Annotated in this window: 18 protein-coding genes; 5 read left to right on the top strand and 13 right to left on the bottom strand. The window is 42.3% G+C overall.

Going from position 1 to position 15962, the window contains the following annotated elements; translation table 11 throughout:
* Positions 1 to 15: 15 nt before the first annotated feature.
* Both NST40_RS08845 and NST40_RS08840 read right to left on the bottom strand, forming a co-directional pair.
* On the bottom strand, positions 16 to 864 hold the full coding sequence (locus NST40_RS08845; RefSeq protein WP_076191106.1) for an NAD(P)-dependent oxidoreductase: 849 nt from the start codon (positions 862 to 864) through the stop codon (positions 16 to 18).
* A 31-nt stretch (positions 865 to 895) separates the two neighbouring features.
* The gene (locus tag NST40_RS08840; RefSeq protein WP_038569620.1) at positions 896 to 1828 is read right to left on the bottom strand and encodes an aldo/keto reductase family protein; all 933 of its coding nucleotides are present in this window, start codon (positions 1826 to 1828) and stop codon (positions 896 to 898) included.
* 174 nt (positions 1829 to 2002) lie between these two features.
* On the opposite strand from NST40_RS08840, the gene NST40_RS08835 reads away from it, so the two are divergent.
* The gene (locus tag NST40_RS08835; protein ID WP_036684053.1) at positions 2003 to 2347 is read left to right on the top strand and encodes a helix-turn-helix domain-containing protein; all 345 of its coding nucleotides are present in this window, start codon (positions 2003 to 2005) and stop codon (positions 2345 to 2347) included.
* 661 nt (positions 2348 to 3008) lie between these two features.
* Here NST40_RS08835 and NST40_RS08830 read toward each other — a convergent pair.
* From NST40_RS08830 to NST40_RS08790, 9 genes are all read right to left on the bottom strand, one after another.
* Positions 3009 to 4010 carry an anti sigma factor C-terminal domain-containing protein gene (locus tag NST40_RS08830; RefSeq protein WP_076219054.1) on the bottom strand — a complete coding sequence of 334 codons (1002 nt, stop codon included), beginning with the start codon at positions 4008 to 4010 and terminating at the stop codon, positions 3009 to 3011.
* Positions 4007 to 4498, bottom strand: a complete 492-nt coding sequence (locus tag NST40_RS08825; protein ID WP_036684055.1) for an RNA polymerase sigma factor — start codon at positions 4496 to 4498, stop codon at positions 4007 to 4009. Before NST40_RS08825 ends, NST40_RS08830 begins: the two co-directional genes overlap by 4 nt.
* A gap of 143 nt (positions 4499 to 4641) precedes the next feature.
* Positions 4642 to 5865 carry an S-layer homology domain-containing protein gene (locus tag NST40_RS08820; protein WP_342410597.1) on the bottom strand — a complete coding sequence of 408 codons (1224 nt, stop codon included), beginning with the start codon at positions 5863 to 5865 and terminating at the stop codon, positions 4642 to 4644.
* 190 nt (positions 5866 to 6055) lie between these two features.
* The gene (locus NST40_RS08815; protein ID WP_342410596.1) at positions 6056 to 7192 is read right to left on the bottom strand and encodes a hypothetical protein; all 1137 of its coding nucleotides are present in this window, start codon (positions 7190 to 7192) and stop codon (positions 6056 to 6058) included.
* A 5-nt stretch (positions 7193 to 7197) separates the two neighbouring features.
* Positions 7198 to 8061: an ABC transporter ATP-binding protein gene (locus NST40_RS08810; RefSeq protein ID WP_076187118.1), complete on the bottom strand. Its 864-nt coding sequence runs from the start codon at positions 8059 to 8061 to the stop codon at positions 7198 to 7200.
* The gene (locus tag NST40_RS08805) at positions 8051 to 8875 is read right to left on the bottom strand and encodes a hypothetical protein (protein WP_076277526.1); all 825 of its coding nucleotides are present in this window, start codon (positions 8873 to 8875) and stop codon (positions 8051 to 8053) included. The genes NST40_RS08810 and NST40_RS08805 overlap by 11 nt, the downstream gene beginning before the upstream one ends.
* The gene (locus NST40_RS08800; protein WP_076219050.1) at positions 8872 to 9402 is read right to left on the bottom strand and encodes an RNA polymerase sigma factor; all 531 of its coding nucleotides are present in this window, start codon (positions 9400 to 9402) and stop codon (positions 8872 to 8874) included. The genes NST40_RS08805 and NST40_RS08800 overlap by 4 nt, the downstream gene beginning before the upstream one ends.
* A 778-nt stretch (positions 9403 to 10180) precedes the next feature.
* Positions 10181 to 10339 carry a sigma factor-like helix-turn-helix DNA-binding protein gene (locus NST40_RS08795; protein ID WP_256721863.1) on the bottom strand — a complete coding sequence of 53 codons (159 nt, stop codon included), beginning with the start codon at positions 10337 to 10339 and terminating at the stop codon, positions 10181 to 10183.
* A complete protein-coding gene (locus tag NST40_RS08790) occupies positions 10275 to 10586 on the bottom strand; it encodes a sigma factor (protein WP_342410595.1) in 312 nt (103 codons plus the stop codon). Before NST40_RS08790 ends, NST40_RS08795 begins: the two co-directional genes overlap by 65 nt.
* Before the next feature lie 171 nt (positions 10587 to 10757).
* On the opposite strand from NST40_RS08790, the gene NST40_RS08785 reads away from it, so the two are divergent.
* From NST40_RS08785 to NST40_RS08775, 3 genes are all read left to right on the top strand, one after another.
* Positions 10758 to 11798: an ROK family protein gene (locus NST40_RS08785; protein WP_256719068.1), complete on the top strand. Its 1041-nt coding sequence runs from the start codon at positions 10758 to 10760 to the stop codon at positions 11796 to 11798.
* 37 nt (positions 11799 to 11835) lie between these two features.
* Positions 11836 to 12453 (top strand): sugar O-acetyltransferase, encoded by a 618-nt coding sequence (locus NST40_RS08780; RefSeq protein ID WP_076277527.1) that lies wholly within the window; start codon positions 11836 to 11838, stop codon positions 12451 to 12453.
* Between the two features lie 66 nt (positions 12454 to 12519).
* Positions 12520 to 13719, top strand: a complete 1200-nt coding sequence (locus NST40_RS08775) for an MFS transporter (RefSeq protein ID WP_076104606.1) — start codon at positions 12520 to 12522, stop codon at positions 13717 to 13719.
* Between the two features lie 321 nt (positions 13720 to 14040).
* On the opposite strand, the gene NST40_RS08770 is transcribed toward NST40_RS08775, so the two are convergent.
* Complete coding sequence (locus NST40_RS08770) at positions 14041 to 14793, bottom strand: HAD-IIB family hydrolase (protein WP_076277529.1); 753 nt, start codon at positions 14791 to 14793, stop codon at positions 14041 to 14043.
* A gap of 80 nt (positions 14794 to 14873) precedes the next feature.
* Between NST40_RS08770 and NST40_RS08765 the strand changes: the two genes are divergently transcribed.
* Positions 14874 to 15563, top strand: a complete 690-nt coding sequence (locus tag NST40_RS08765) for a Crp/Fnr family transcriptional regulator (protein ID WP_076277530.1) — start codon at positions 14874 to 14876, stop codon at positions 15561 to 15563.
* Between the two features lie 16 nt (positions 15564 to 15579).
* On the opposite strand, the gene NST40_RS08760 is transcribed toward NST40_RS08765, so the two are convergent.
* The gene (locus NST40_RS08760; RefSeq protein WP_076277531.1) at positions 15580 to 15918 is read right to left on the bottom strand and encodes a hypothetical protein; all 339 of its coding nucleotides are present in this window, start codon (positions 15916 to 15918) and stop codon (positions 15580 to 15582) included.
* Between the last annotated feature and the right edge of the window lie 44 nt (positions 15919 to 15962).

Raw genomic sequence — 15962 nt, 5'->3', positions numbered from 1 at the left:
AATCCGGCTCGTTATTTACTGGTTAACATAATCTCGCCATACGTGCTTCGGCTGCCAATTTAGCAGCTTTTTGGCCTTCTCATTACTGAGTAGCGACTCGTGACCCTCCAGCGGCTGGCGGAAATCCGTCACCTCTGGATAACGTGCGGCCATTAGCTCTCTGCTAGGAACAGCCATGCTGGTCTCATCTGCACATATATTAAGAGCAACCGCTTCCAATCCATCCGTTTCGATTGCCAATTGGCAAGCTGTTGCTACATCCCGTGTATCAATATAACTCCATAGAATACGATCGCGCTGCGCCGGATCATGAATGAAGGAAGGGAAACGTTCATACGCCGATGGATCAATAACATTTCCGATTCTTAGGGAAACGACCTGTATACCCTTTCTGCGATAGAACATCTCAGCGGTTTGCTCATTCACAACCTTAGACAGACCGTAGCTGTCTTCAGGTAACTGTGGATGCTCCTCATCCATAGGCACATACTTCGGCCCCAAAGGATTAACCGCAAAACAGATTCCGTAAGAGGATTCACTGGAAGCAATCACTGCTTTCCGAATCCCGAGACCCGCTGCAGCCTCCAAAATGTTATAGGTAGATACTACATTATTTTGAAAGGTAACCTCACTTGTCTTTATATTTGCAGCTGGGATTGCAGCCAAATGTACAACTGCATCAGCGCCTGCGAGCACACCATATACTTCACCCAAATTATTCAAATCAGCAATCATCGTTTGGCACAAAGAATCTGCGGATTTTTGCGTATCTACATTCACAACCTCATACCCTTGCTCTACAAAATGCCGGACCACCCATCTGCCCAACATTCCACTGCCGCCTGTAACAACTACTTTCGCCATGAGTATGTCTCCTTTTTTATGAAGCTAACAACTACTCCAGAATCTCCTCAATCTGCTTCAAAATCTCTTCCGAAAGCTCAATACCTGAAGCCTTAACATTCTCTTCGACCTGCTGCGGACGGCTGGCACCCACCAGCGCACTAGCTACATTAGGTTGACGCAAAATCCAAGCCAAAGCCAAATTCCCAACTGAAATATTCAGTTCCGTGGCGATCCCACTCAATTGGCGGACTTTTTCAATCTTTTCTTCTGTAATCGAATCTTTTAATCGATCCAGCTTAGCAGCACGGCTATCCTCAGGGATGTCCGTGTTATACTTTCCAGTTAACAGCCCTTGAGCCAGTGGAGAAAATACCACCTGTCCAATCCCACGGCGCTCGCCGAGCGGAATAATCTCTTTCTCAATATAACGGTTAAACATATTATAAATCGGCTGATTAACAACAATATGATCTAGCAAATAGCGGTCTGCTACAGCTAACGCATCGGTCATTTGCGCCGCCGTCCACTCACTAACACCGACATAATATACCTTGCCTTGCCGAACCAGATCATCTAGCGCACGTAAGGTCTCTTCAATTGGAGTTTCCGGATCAAAACGGTGGCAATACATAATATCCACGTATTCTACTCCGAGACGTTTCAAGCTAGCATGACACTGTTCCGTGATATGTTTGCGGGATAGTCCACGGTCGTTAGGTCCCGAGCCCATTTCCCCGTATACTTTAGTAGCTAATACATAGGACTCACGAGAGTAGTTACGTAAAGTCTCACCTAGTACTTTCTCGGCAGCACCTTTTTCATAAACATTCGCAGTATCAAAAAAATTCACGCCTAAGTCGTAAGCGGTTTCAATGGCATTAACAGCATTATCTCTTTCCACATAGCCTCCGTATGTCAGCCAGCTTCCCAAACTAATCTCACTAACTTTTAAACCGGTTCCACCTAATCTGCGATATTTCATAATAACTGCTCCTCTCCATAGTTCCGTGTTTGATTTTGGCAGGTTGCTTAGCACTCATATTCATTCTAGAATAGTTTGTATATAATAGAAAGAAGTGAAAATTAGTTTATTATATGATCTCTAGTGTAGTTACTATACTAGAGTATAGTAGCTTCACAAACAGGAGGAGATACCTTGAAGACAGCTAAATCTACTAATAATTATATCCCCAAAACCCCTGTTACTATTGAATGTAATGTTGAAAAAACACTTGAAGTATTAGGTGGAAAATGGGCCTTTCTTGTCCTCAGAGAGCTATTCGACGGCACGCAGCGTTTTGGGGCACTGCAACGAAAAATCACTAATGTTTCTCCCCGCGCACTAACCACTACGTTGCGCCATCTGGAGGAGCATGGTGTGCTTGAACGTCACGTATTTCCGACTGTTCCTGTTACGGTAGAATATTCGCTTACTCCCAAAGGTGAGGATTTACATCAAATTTTGAAGGAAATGAAGCTTTGGTCCGCGAAATGGACTTAGCTTGAGCAGGTTGTGAACTGATTAAAAAGAAGCTGTCCAAAAAGTAGAGAATTCTACTTATAGGGCGGCTTTTTTTAAAAAAAATTGGCTATACAATGGATGGATTCTTACTTAACCCATGGGATATGTGCTGTGTGCGGTGTGCGGTGTGCGGCGTGCGGTGTGCGGTGTGCGGTGTGCGATGTATGAATTGGGGAAATACTCCCTAAAAATAGCCGAAATTCGCTAAAAAAAAGCATAATGAGGGGATTTCTCCCTAAAAATCGAGGTGATTCCTTTATTTTTCACCAAATCAGGTAAATTACAGGGAGGTTTTCCCTAATTATAAGTTAGATGACCATATATCTAAGAATTATAGGGAGAAATCCCCTAATTATAGAGTCGGAAGCGTATTTGGACATCTGAAAACAATTGAAAATACCAGCGATTTCTGCGATCACGTCATAGACAAATTGCCGCTTAAGGTCAGCAGGCTTTGCCTTGCCCTCAATCTACTACTGAAGCAGATCGCGGATAATCAAAAACGCAGAGCAGCGAAGATCCAATAGGATGAAACGCTGCTCTTTTGACCCTTGCATTTTTGAAAATGAAGGAGAGGTCGTCTCTTTTCGTAGAAAATCCACATATAGAATAACCCCTCCAGCATTTTTACTATATTGATCTAATATTTATCCACAATCGCGCCGAGAACTGCCGTATTTACATAGGGTTTTCCTTTGAGGCTTTGCAGCTCTTTCGCAGTTCCAGTAACGACAACTCCCAATAGCTGTACATCACTGGCGTCCGGCGCCGCTTTATCCTTTTTCAAGTAATTCGAGATTCGCTCAAACTCTCCGTAATGCTTGCCCTTCATCTGAAGCCCATAGGTTAAGGATTGTAAAAAATCCTCTGGTTTCGGCTTAAATAACCCTTCCCATTCCCCACCGTAGCCATATACTTGTCTAGCAGATTCCGGTAAGGCATATTTATTCGGGCTGCTGTCATTCCTAATAAACTCAAGGTTCTTTTTATTGTCATACGTATCTACCCAATACCAAGTCTGTGACAAACCCGCCGGCAGCATCTTCTCTACCTCTGCCTGAGTGTAGCTTTTATCAAAAGAAACAGCCATTTCTACGAGCTTGCCAGGTTCCATATGTTCGAGTGAAGGCAGGTCATTTAGCACTTTTTCGTTATAATTCACTCCAGGCACATAAAACATCATTTCCCGCTGACCATTTTGACTGTTATATCCTCGGTAGTATTCATAATTTTGCTGTGTCATTACCGGGTCAGGAACATTTATACTAGAGTATCCCCTATTAAGCAGAGAAAACCGGCTGCCCATATCGAAATACAGTTTTTTAGTATCCCATACGATGGGCACACCCTCAACAACTTTGTAAGTGCTCAGTTCAACTTTACCCGATAGAAACCCTAAATCAAGCTCAGTTCTCAACTCCTGAAGGTTAGGACTGCTAATCTTCATCATGATCCTCTCTTCATCCAAACCACGCATCGCCAACCAGCTTGTCAGATGGGCGTTACCCAGCATCCCGCCGAATAATACTATAACCGTCACCACTAGAGAAATGATTGTGTTTCGAATCATTGTTTTTCGTTTTGCCTTCTTAATTACTTTTGAAAGGTTCTGATCATCCTTTTGTTCCCATGGAGCTGTCATTCCGCTTCACCTCTATACTTTTTTTGAAATTGCTTGCGGGCACGAAACAATGCCGATTTCACTGTATCTGTCGTAATTCCCAGAAGCTCAGCTATCTCCTGATAGGACAGCTCCAGCTCATACTTCATAATAATGAGTTGTTTATGGAGCGGTAGAAGCTCATCCAACACTCTTTCGATGTCTTCCCGTTTCTCTTTTAACAGCACATGATCCTCTGGCAATTCCATATCCGGCACATCTACATAGTCAATAGGAATGACTATCCGCTTGCGGCGGCGGCACAGATCATAGTAGCGATTGATCGCTACTTTATATAACCATGCACTGAATTTGTTCTCATCAATGGAATCAATATACAAAAGAGCCTTATAAACCGTATCCTGTACGATATCTTCAGCGTCGGCTGCAGGTGCCCCGAGACGAATCAAGTATTTTTGAATTTCTAACATTTTAGGTTGAAGTATCTGATGTAGCTGCCCGGGCTTCATCCTGCACCTCCCTTCGTATGTATAACGATAAAGTTCTCGGAATGTTAGCTTATGAGGTGAAAAAAATTATAAAACAAAAGACGGCTGCCTCAGAAAGACATGCCGTCACATTTTAAAGAATGAATAAGGTTCCAGTACAATTCCTATATATCCGTAGGATTCATTGCCTGCTGAGCTGTAGATATGAGTATGGTTTGAACTTTCAGAGATTGTTTGTCAATAATGAAGCCTATATAGAACCCACCCTCCATATTATCCATTTCAAAAGGTGACAATCGGGGCTCATACACTCCACCCTTGTTCTCAAACCAGTAACTCATTATAATCCCGTATTCGTTATCCACTGCAACGTATGTACCGTATGCCTTTAGCACATCTTCCAATGTACTTATCCCAGGTCGAATATTGTTCAATGTACCTATATGGATTGGATCAATGCGCTCATTATCTTTGTCTATTTTCCAAGCGTTCAGCCGACCTTCGGTATCATAATGTACAGATACTTCTTTATACATTTCATTATTGAATACATCTTGACCTGTTGAATCCCCGTAATGTTCCCCTACTAACATTCTTGAACTCCCAAAATCAATAAAAAGATTACGTCCACTATCCGCTATTCCGAAATCACGATCGGTAACCGGAACCGCTATAAAATCCTTCAAACCTGTACCCTGTTCCGGTAATGACGGTAAGTGACTCCGATCCGATCGTCCTTCTGGACGAGAATTCACAGTATATATTCCCTTAAGCTTGAGCATTCTCATCCATTGTATAGCCTCTGCTCTTGTAAGCGGGAGATTTCCTCTGAAACCTACTAAAGTTGGCTCTCCGGGAAGTGGAAGTAGAGAGTTACCCAGCAAATAAACCACGGAATCCGTGTCGTTGTAATTCATCCCTAGACCTGATGCAACTAACCTTGCGGCGGCCATTCTGGTGATTGGAGCCGATCTTGCCACTGGATATTGTAGTCCAGTAACTGGATGATTCCACCACTTAGCCATTCTATACGGTGCTGCTGTCCATTCTTCGCCTATGCTAGTAGCCTTTGGATAGCCGAAAGAAAGATAAAATAATTTCAAAAATTCCGCTTCCGTAATCGGCTGATCCGGTCGAAAGCTCCCATCATCATAACCAACCATCAATTGGTTGTCCAACGCCCAACGCACCCAAGGCTCGGACCAGTGACCTTGAATGTCAGTGAACAGTGAAGATCCCGGATCCTCCTCAACGTCCTCGTCCACTTCTTCATATGTCTCTGTATTCTCGTACGTTGTCGTGTCAGCATGAACTCTATAACTTACGTTGCCGCATGTCACAATTGTCCCTGAGATAAGACCTAGTACCAATAGCTTCATTATCTTCATTTTAATAATCCCTTTCGTTCTTATCGGTAAGGGGTTCCTGCTCTCTTTGCCAGGTTTATCGTGATTCCCCTTTGTCTTAACTATCGGGTGAAATGTCTAATTCGTAAATATACTGCTCTCCTTTTTCACAAGAAGAACAAAAAAAGATCGCCCCACTTCATAGCGGGAACGATCTGGACGTATCTACTACTTAGACCTTTAATCGACGTTCGAAAGCTTTGGGGATAAGCATTATAGCAAGTATACCTATGATTATCACCGAAAGGATTGACAAGGGTAGATGTAATATAGGGATGCCAAAAATGTTATAGGATACATATTTTTCGATTAAGGATCTGCTGACCATTACACCTGACGGCAAAAAAGAGATTATTTTGCCCAAAATTCCAGGCAAAGAGAAAAGGGGAAGAATAACTACGAATGCTGCCAGTCCAAGACTGCTTAAGCTACTCCGACACAAAGCGGATATCAGCGCCGTCAATAACAATAGACCACATGCAGCCAGCAAGGTTACAGCATATTTCAGGGCAAATCCCTGCAGCTGGGTTAAGGCATATGGAGTCTCATCAAAATAAAAGTAACTATTCAGCGGGGCATTCCAGCCCACGAAGCCGAACGGTAAACAGGCCAGCAATGTGCAAATCCCGTAAAAAAGAGTAACCCAGACAAACGTAACTATAAATCCAGCTAATAGTTTTGCCGCAACAATCTTCAACCTTCCGTATTTACTAGATAGAATAAGTGCATCCATTCTATAGTTTTCCTCGCCGGAGAACAGGGAGGCCAGTGCAAATACTAGAATAAGACCGATCAAAAGATCCCCGACGCCAGGCGAGCTCGAAAAAAATATATGTAATAAGTCCCAGTCCTCAGTTACATAAAACCCCCGTGGTTTTCCCTCCTCCAGCATGGAGAGCTTTTTAGTAACATCTCTTAGCGCATAAGATCCTGGTTCTTGCCTCTCCATTAAAACCTTCTGCTCTCTCAGCTCTGTTAAATTTCTGTTGAATTGATCTACCATATAAGCTGTACCAGCATAGTGTTGCTCCAGAATTCGTTTCATCTTCTCCTCTTTGGGCCAAGCGCTGTCTTCAGCATATTCTTCTTTGAGTCTAGGTGCGTATTTCAAAGCTAAATCTGGTTGAATCGGTCCTAGATGAGCGGCGATAGCTTCAGGCTTTTCCTTGTTTACAACCAATAGACTATCCGTACCGGATGGGTAGAAACTAACAAAACAAAAAATGGCTAATGCAATACTTCCAGCTATAGAAATCCAGACTCTGGGAATCATAATTTTACGTAATTCAAACATCACCAGACGTTTCATGTGTGTCATCCCCTCCGAAAATAATGCATATATACATCTTCTAATGAAGGATTCACCATCAGTGCATTCTCAACTGGCAAAGTCTTGCTGACTACCCGAACCACTAGTCCAGTATCTGTCTGCTGCACATTCACTACAGTTCCATTCTCTTCGATTTGAGCCAGCAACCGCCCGGGGACATGTGCCTCCCAAACCTCTCCTTGCAATTCATTGGTCAACTCCTTAATTGTTCCTTGACGAAGTAACTCTCCTCGCCCCATCAGTAGCACCTGTTTAGCTATATGATCAACATCAGAAACGATATGAGTAGACAAAATAACGATGCGCTCATTTGATATTTCAGAAATTAAATTTCGAAATCTTACGCGTTCCGAGGGGTCAAGTCCTGCTGTGGGCTCATCCAGAATGAGGATGCCCGGATTATTAAGCAATGCTTGAGCGATACCGAGTCTACGTTTCATCCCGCCGGAATACTTACCACATTTTTTATCCATTTCTCCGGATAGATTAACCATTTGAGCAAGAACCTCTATACGATCACTCGCCTCCTTCTTGGTCAACCCCTTTAGGGCAGCAACATAATACAAGAAATCGCGAGCTGAAAAATGATTGTACATCCCCAGTTCCTGCGGTAAATAACCTATCTGAGCCCGGTACTGATCCCCCATATCATCCTTGTTTTGTCCATCTAAAAGTACATTTCCACGAGTCGGATACAGAATATCTGCAACAATACGCATCAATGTCGTTTTTCCTGTTCCGTTAGGTCCTAGAAGACCATACACACCAGGTGACATAGAAAGGTTGATCGTATTTAAAATTCGCTTTTTGCCGAAATCATGTACAATATTACATAGTTTAAGCTCCAATCAGAAACCCTCCCCTGCTCAATATTCTGGATTGAAACCTCATGGCTAGGCTAAATACCACTGCCGACAGAACGCCCAGTCCCATTAACCAAAATAACTCGACCGACATCGTCCATCTCACTGCAAATTCTCCGGAAAATAAAATCATCCAAAAGAGAGGCAACATGAAGAGTACGGTCATTAATTGTCTAAAATTACGTATCAGCGTGGATAATACTAACGCTACCGCCGCATTGTTTAGGATCGGGATGCACCATAGCAGGGTCATACGCAGCATAAACTCCGTTCCCCCTACCGGGGTTACCATAGCAGTTACACTAACGTTAATCAGTAGTGAGATCACCCCTGCCATAAGGAACCGAGCTTGCACATACCGATGCAACGGGATTCTAAAACTACGTGCGAGTTCTCCCATTCCACAGAGCGTATTCCGAGCCGTATGAGAGACGACCACCAGTAAAGGAATACAACCCACGATGGACAGAATGAACATAGGGCTAACAATCTGCATAACACTCAGCACCAAATATCCTACTACAAACAAGATCACACCAAGCACAACCTCTTTCCACCATCCCTGTGAAAAAAGAATCCTCAGCTGTTGCCGTGCAAATAGAGGAACGGGTGGTACTGGCGCAGGTAAAGCCCGCTTGGATTTTCTCCACCTGCTCATGGCTTCTTCTGCAAAACCGTCAAGGCGTGGCGGTTCAGGAATGCACCTGATATAATTCACGATCTCCTCTACAGACTCTGCTGTCATCTCATCCTGTAAATTCAGATTGAGGTAATCTTGATGGTTACGTTTAACCCTCATTTTCCTGCTCCTTTCTTTAGGGGTTGGGATATGTCCTCTTGCTTGGAATACCTTAGTAAATCACGTAATTTAATCAGCGATCGGCTTACCCTTGACTTCACAGTAGATTCAGGTTCATCAGTTACGGCAGCTATTTCTGTAAACGTAAATTCATATTTATACCTTAACAAGAGCGCATCCCTCTGTTCCTCTGGCAGTGAGTAAATCGCGGCGTATACCTGCTTAACCTCTTCACGAAGTAATATTCCTTCAAGAAAATCTCCTTCGACTGTGATTTCATCAGATAAGCTTTGATTCAACTCTGCTTGCCGAGCACCTTTGCTGCGAAAATAGTCAATGCAGACATTTCGCGCGATCGCCATCAACCAAGCTCGGAAACTCCCCTGTTTATTTTGATAGCTGTCAAGCTTGGCCCATGCTTTTTCATACACTGTCTGTGCAAGATCCCAGGCCAATTCGTCATTATGTATTTTCCATCTGATGAATCGATAAATATCACTATAGGTATGCCGAATTAATAATTCCACCGCTGCCTCATTGCCCTGCTGCGCTTCTGTGACCCATTTGTCCTCCCCGATTTAATTCCCCTCCAATCTACCAATCTACCAATCTACCAATCTACTAAATATAACGAAATCGCCTACAAAGTAGACGCATCACATTAAAAAGACCAACCAGAAGGTTCTGGCTGGCCGAATATTGATTAGATTATGTACCCGGTTCAAATTATGAGTGAACATTTTTAGCTTGTATCTTAGTGAATTATATAACATTGATTCTATTAATTTCCATAGTGTACATCCATTACAATTGGTCTTTTTGTGAAAATCTTCGTAAATGGTGGATTATTGTTCGATGAAACAAATGATGCTGTCTATTCTTTTAATAGTTTCTAGCCCGACATTTAAAAGGGTCACAACAGCCTCAAATACATGGCAAATGTGACCCTCTTATAATAAAAACTATAATTCACCGATTAAATAAGAAAACTGAAAGCCATTCATCGTTTCGAAATCCCAGCCCGCGGAATTTAATGTTTGAAAAGTAGGAATAACAAGATTATAAATTTGCTCTGAAGTCGAATTTTCAATGAACTCATCAGGCATTTGTTTTACTTCGTATCCCGCAATCCCTTGACACAGCCATTTAGGAGCAAGTGAATTAAGGTCACCGATTAACCACATTGTAAACAAGTGCAGCGTGGATTTAAGAATAGTTTCATAGTATGCTCTGGTCCTGGATTCAAAGGAGAAACAATTTTCAATTTTATTCCCTCAAAAGTGCCCATGAACCAATTAGGAGCGTCTACTTCACCAACAGCTCTTTAAGTTCACTTCTTAATCTCTCTAATGCTCGGTACAATCGTTTCTTAACCGCACTTTCTCGCATTCCAACAATCTTAGAGATCTCTAACAAGGTGCAGTCTACAAAAAAGCGCAATGAAATAAAAGCCCCGATATTCATTTTTCACAATATTCTGTGCGATTTTGAAGATCCAAGTGAATAAGCTCGAATTCCCTTTAAATGTATGAATTTTTTCCAAGGCCTTTAAGAAAACCTGCTGCGTTAAGTCTTCCGCGCTACCCGAGTTTACTTTCAACGAAAGATATTTATGGATTCTTTCGCGATATTGATTATAAGTGATTTCAAAGCTTTGCTTGTCTCCCTGTTCATCCGGATAACCAGTGGATTTGTCATGAGCTCCAGACATTGTAAGAACCTCCTCTTGACCTTACATTTAATTAGACACCGCAGGTTGATTGAAAGCCACATGTCCGTTCAAAAAAATCCATTATAAAAAACTGTCGATTGCTAGACAATTATATAGAGCCAAGTTATAGTATTGATAATACTTTTAATAACCATTTTCAAAAGTCTAGAGGTGAATAAAATAAACCAAATCGCAAACAATTCTATTCGTGTGAAAAAGATAAATCAGGAGCTTATCAAGCAAGCCTTGAAATCGATGAAGGAAGGAACCAAATCCACGATTGCAAGTGCCACCGGATTAAGTATTGCTACCTGCGGAAATATCCTGAATGAGCTTCTGGAGACTGGTGAAGTCATTGAGACTGAACTGGAGGCTTCAAATGGAGGCCGACCGGCCAGACGATTTATCTATAACGCTGATTTTTCCTATATTGCATGTATCTATGCCAAAATTGAAGATGGCCAGAAATCCATAACCTATGCGGTGACCAATTCAGTTGGTGATCGTGTGGATCATGGATGGATGGAATTAGAGTACGTAGATGCTGCAGCCATCGACCATCTGCTGGATACGCTTATCCAACAATATAACAATATCAAGGCAGTAGGGATTGGGATTCCCGGCCTTGCTCACCAAGGTGTCATTAATATCTGTGACATTAAAGAGTTAATGAATGCTCCCTTAGAATCACTGCTCAGAGAAAAATACGAGCTTGAAGTCACGATTGAAAATGATATGAATCTGACCGTTTACGGGTTCTATAAACAGCAGGATTATGAAGAGGATAAAACCATTGTCGTAGTGACCTTTATCAAAGGTGCTTTTCCAGGCGCCGGGATGATGATCGACGGGCATATCCACAAAGGTAATACCAGATTTGCTGGTGAAGTCTCTTTTTTACCGTTTGGAATCTCGCGTGAACAGCAATTGAGTAGCTTGGACCACACGGATACCTTCATCCCTTTGGCGGCTCACACTATATCGTCCCTGATTGCAATTATTAATCCAGAGACCATAGCTCTCACAGGAGAACAAGTCAAACAAGAGAATGTGCGGCCGATTTATCAACGTTGTCTGGAAGTGATTCCAGAGGAGCATATGCCTCACTTAATTGTGCTGGATCAACCTGATGATCATTACATGAACGGATTAATTGCGATCACACTGGAAAGCTTAACCTACTCGTTGCAGCTGGTTGAGAAGCGCCGGTAAAACATAAAACTAACATACACTTCAGGAGGAACTACGAATGGCAACAAACAAAGAAAACATGATTGCAGGAAAGCTATATATGGCAGGCGGTGAAGAATTAGCAAAGGATAACAAAAGATCCAGAATGCTCACTCGTTTATTTAACAATACGACGGAAGAACAAGGTGAATATAGAGTAGAACTACTCAAGCAATTATTTGAGTCTACAGGAAAGTCATTATATGTTGAACCTCCTTTCCGTTGTGATTACGGCAGTAATATTACCGTTGGCAATAACTTCTACGCTAATTTTGACTGCATTATCCTTGATGTAGCTAAAGTAACGATTGGTAACAATGTTCTCTTTGGACCTAGAGTAGGCGTATATACTGCCGGTCACCCCATAGATGCGGATGTGCGTATTAGTATGCTTGAATTCGGTACACCGATTACCATTGGAAACAATGTGTGGGTTGGTGGAAACGCAGTAATCAATCCTGGGGTAAAAATCGGCAACAATGTAATCATCGGTGCAGGTTCAGTCGTGACTAAGGATATCCCTGACAATGTAATTGCGGTGGGGAACCCATGCAAGGTATTAAGAGCAATCACCGACGAAGATAAGCAACACTGGGAAAAACTTAAAGAAGAGTATTACAGAGACATTGAGCAATAAAGTAACCCGTTCTGGGAGGATCTCAATTTGAAAAAGCGCTTCGGGGGATTTAACAAGATTTACGCCATGCAATTGGCAACCATCTTTTTAGGATTTATAGTGTTTGGCATATCGGAAAATATTAAGGGACCTGCCATTCCGCGAATCCAATTCGACTTTAATCTGGACGAGAAACAGCTCGGCACCCTTTTATCCCTAAATGCATTAGGTTATTTGATCGCCTGCTCCTTTACAGCTGTATTGGTTCGGAAGTGGGGGATCAAGGCTGTCAGTATCATTGCTTTTGCATCCATGATATTCTCAGGAGTGTTAATCTATATCTCCCACAGCTACCCCTTTTTCTCAGCTTCTTATTTCCTGATGTACATCGGAAACGGAATGCTGGAGATTGGTCTTGCCATTTTGGGAGCACGCATCTTCGTAAAAAATACCGGGACGATGATGAACTTATCCCATTTTTTCTACGGATTTAGTTCAACCTTAGCTCCACTGCTGGCAACAGGACTCATGTCGGTAAGTATATTTGGCCATCCACTCGACTGGCGCGGAATGTATCTGATTATGCTAAGCTTATCTTTACTGCCTATTCTATCTGCCTTGCGCAGTACATTTCCGGGTGACGATCTTCCGCAAGAGGACCGGATCCCATTAAAAACACTGGTCCGCGATCCCGCTTTATGGCTGATGGTGCTTATTCTTTCTTTCGGTGTAGTGTCAGAGCTTGCAGTAGGTGGATGGCTAGTGAATTTTTTGGAAAAAGCATACTTGTGGGATACAGTTACAGCTTCTGGTATGTTGTCCACCTTTTTTCTCTGCTTCTCGCTAGCAAGGCTCCTGCTGGGGCCGGTTACAGATAAGATTGGTTTCAATCTATCGCTTATCATTTTTTCAGCCTTCTCTGCCTTATGTACGTTTGCTGCTATTTTGGGTGGGGAACAGCTCGCGTTTCTATTCGCAGCAGCAGGCATAGGTATCGCTATGATTTATCCGACCGTCATGGCGTTTATCGCAAAAAGGTATCCGCATGGCAGTGACACTGCCATCACCTTTACAGTTACACTAATGGGAGTCGGTAGCGTGATTGGCAACTATGCCATAGGTGCAGTAATCGAAGGTGTAAAGAGGCTTTACGGAGCAGAAACACAAACTGGCTTGCTACGTGGTCTTCAAGCTGGGTATGGTTTTATCGGTTTGTGTGCAGCTATATGCGCGATATCCGGTTGTGTTTTATATCGTTATTTAAATCGCCGCCAAGAACTTATCTAGAATAGTTATCGCACTTATTTCTGCTCATCCATGCAAAAAACCTGCTGATTTTATGGCAGGTTTTTTGTTGCAAATAGCGACCAACCTCCTACCATCGGACTCAAATGTCCTTATTGGCTTCGAAATAGACAGAAATGAGGTTATTCGGACCCCATAGTCGTTATTGAGTTGTTTTTGTGCAAAAACCGCTGTCTTCTGACCAGATAACGCCTCCTGAGTCCGAACACTCCGCCTAATGAAGCTAAATCCCGAAATAGCGACTATACAGTCCGCAACAATGACCTCTGAGCTGGTGATCACCATCCCATCCCATCCCATCAATTATCGCAGACCTCCCACCAGCTCCATTATTTTTCTAACAATCTGCTCTTCACCGCTACTAACCTTTTCCGTTGCAACTTCTCCCAAAGATATATGATCGCCAACACAAACCGAATGTGCGGAATGTCTAAACATTTCTATATCATTAGCATCGTTACCAAAAGCAATAAATTGCTGCGGTTCTATGCCTAACCTCTTTAGTCCTGTCCATTTGTTCACACCTTGTGGACTTATATCCATAATATCTTCTTGTCCATGCTGGTAGATCACAATCGGCAGATTTTGCAGCTTATGTATAAGTTGTTCCCCGTTCAGACTGCTCAAAATAACTACCTTCACAATCTCATCCAGCTCCGACGGAGTTACATTTTTGGCGCGTTGTTCTGGATCTACATTTCTCCGGATGGGATGGTCTGCAGAACCCGAATATGCATAGTCCCAATGACTATCAATCAAATAAGTTGCATCAAATTCTTCAATCAAATTCAGGAGGTTGTCCGCAGTCTGTGGGTCAAAATGTATCGTCGAAATAACCTCCCCACCCTTTGCAATAAACGCGCCATTCCCGCCAACCATAGAAAAATGATGCATATGAGCAGGCAACACAGGCAATAAATCACGAATAGGCCGGGCTGACGCAAAAATAACCTCATGTCCTTTTTCAATTAGAGAATCCAAGGCTTGTACAATAAATTTACTCAAAGGTTTGCCGCTAAAACAAATCGTCCCATCTAAATCAAAAATAAATTTCATCGTTTATATCCTCCCTTTTTTCTCTATAATAACGAGTTCAGATATAATGGAAAGGACCGATGTCCAAAAAGGAGTAAACGATGAAATCTATTCACGATCCAAATCTGATATCACATTACATTACACAATTTAATCTAGACCAAGTATTCACAACGTCAACACATGCTTTAATCCAGTTACTTGTCTATGAGCAGAATGAAATCATTTTGCGTGAGGGGGATGAGCTGGACGGAATTTATTTTCAAGTGGAGGGGCGTACCAAGGTTTCTTCTAGTGTGGGGACGGGAAAATCCTTGTTATTACGTTTCTGCTCACCCTTGTCATTATTCGGGGATATTGAATACGTGCAGGAAGTTGTGATCCAATCCCAAGTTGAAGCGGTACAACAAACCAGCCTCTTATTTATCCCGAAACAAAAGGTTGAGTCTGACCTAATGGATAACCACAGGTTTAAAGACTTGTTGCTGAAACATCTCTCCTACAAGCTTCTTACCTGCACATCCGCATCCCGAACGAACTTGCTGGGCTCTGTAGAAGAAAGGTTTGCAAGTTATTTATTGACCATTCAACTCCAACGTGAGTTTGGAAAAGAAATTCAGACACCCTATATCCCAGATATAGCCTCTTTGATTGGGACTACTCCCCGCCATTTAAACCGTGTCATTCAGCGGCTCACCGACATGGGAATTTTATATAAAGTTAAGCAAGAAATTATTGTACTCGACTGGGAGCGTCTGGATGAATTATCTAACGGAATAAGATTTGAATAGCCTAAAAACCCCTCATTTAATTGAGGATAAAATGATCGATGTCATCATAACGGATATCGATCTTTTCTCCGTTTCTTTTGACAAGATTTATATACAGAGGAGCTGCATTAACACTTCCGCCACCCACCAGCACATGGTAGTTTTCATTAATTTCATATTTACGGATGTACAAACCTGAACCAACGTCATCAAAGGGATGACCTTCAAAATCCTTCCACGACAACGCCTCGCCTTGCTGAGCTAGATCTCGTATTTCATCCATGGATAATATCGCAGCTTTTTTATCATTACATCCTGAAAGTATAATCGTCAAAGCAAACAATAACAGCATTATCAAGTTACGCTTACTTTTCATTCTTAAACCTCCAAACTCTATAATTTGTTATTTATAGGAAAATA

The organism is Paenibacillus sp. FSL R10-2778, from assembly GCF_038593035.1.
Lineage (GTDB): Bacteria > Bacillota > Bacilli > Paenibacillales > Paenibacillaceae > Paenibacillus_AQ > Paenibacillus_AQ odorifer.
The sequence above is the reverse complement of the archived record's forward strand: the minus strand, read 5'-3'. Positions and strand labels throughout refer to the sequence as shown.

Coding starts and splice junctions, on each gene's coding strand:
- NST40_RS08790 (WP_342410595.1), bottom strand. CDS start 10,586: ATGTCTGGAGCTCATGACAAATCCACTGGTTATCCGGATGAACAGGGA.
- NST40_RS08795 (WP_256721863.1), bottom strand. CDS start 10,339: ATGAATATCGGGGCTTTTATTTCATTGCGCTTTTTTGTAGACTGCACC.
- NST40_RS08760 (WP_076277531.1), bottom strand. CDS start 15,918: ATGAAAAGTAAGCGTAACTTGATAATGCTGTTATTGTTTGCTTTGACG.
- NST40_RS08805 (WP_076277526.1), bottom strand. CDS start 8,875: ATGAGGGTTAAACGTAACCATCAAGATTACCTCAATCTGAATTTACAG.
- NST40_RS08770 (WP_076277529.1), bottom strand. CDS start 14,793: ATGAAATTTATTTTTGATTTAGATGGGACGATTTGTTTTAGCGGCAAA.
- NST40_RS08780 (WP_076277527.1), top strand. CDS start 11,836: ATGGCAACAAACAAAGAAAACATGATTGCAGGAAAGCTATATATGGCA.
- NST40_RS08775 (WP_076104606.1), top strand. CDS start 12,520: ATGCAATTGGCAACCATCTTTTTAGGATTTATAGTGTTTGGCATATCG.
- NST40_RS08765 (WP_076277530.1), top strand. CDS start 14,874: ATGAAATCTATTCACGATCCAAATCTGATATCACATTACATTACACAA.
- NST40_RS08840 (WP_038569620.1), bottom strand. CDS start 1,828: ATGAAATATCGCAGATTAGGTGGAACCGGTTTAAAAGTTAGTGAGATT.
- NST40_RS08820 (WP_342410597.1), bottom strand. CDS start 5,865: ATGAAGATAATGAAGCTATTGGTACTAGGTCTTATCTCAGGGACAATT.
- NST40_RS08845 (WP_076191106.1), bottom strand. CDS start 864: ATGGCGAAAGTAGTTGTTACAGGCGGCAGTGGAATGTTGGGCAGATGG.
- NST40_RS08825 (WP_036684055.1), bottom strand. CDS start 4,498: ATGAAGCCCGGGCAGCTACATCAGATACTTCAACCTAAAATGTTAGAA.
- NST40_RS08830 (WP_076219054.1), bottom strand. CDS start 4,010: ATGACAGCTCCATGGGAACAAAAGGATGATCAGAACCTTTCAAAAGTA.
- NST40_RS08815 (WP_342410596.1), bottom strand. CDS start 7,192: ATGAAACGTCTGGTGATGTTTGAATTACGTAAAATTATGATTCCCAGA.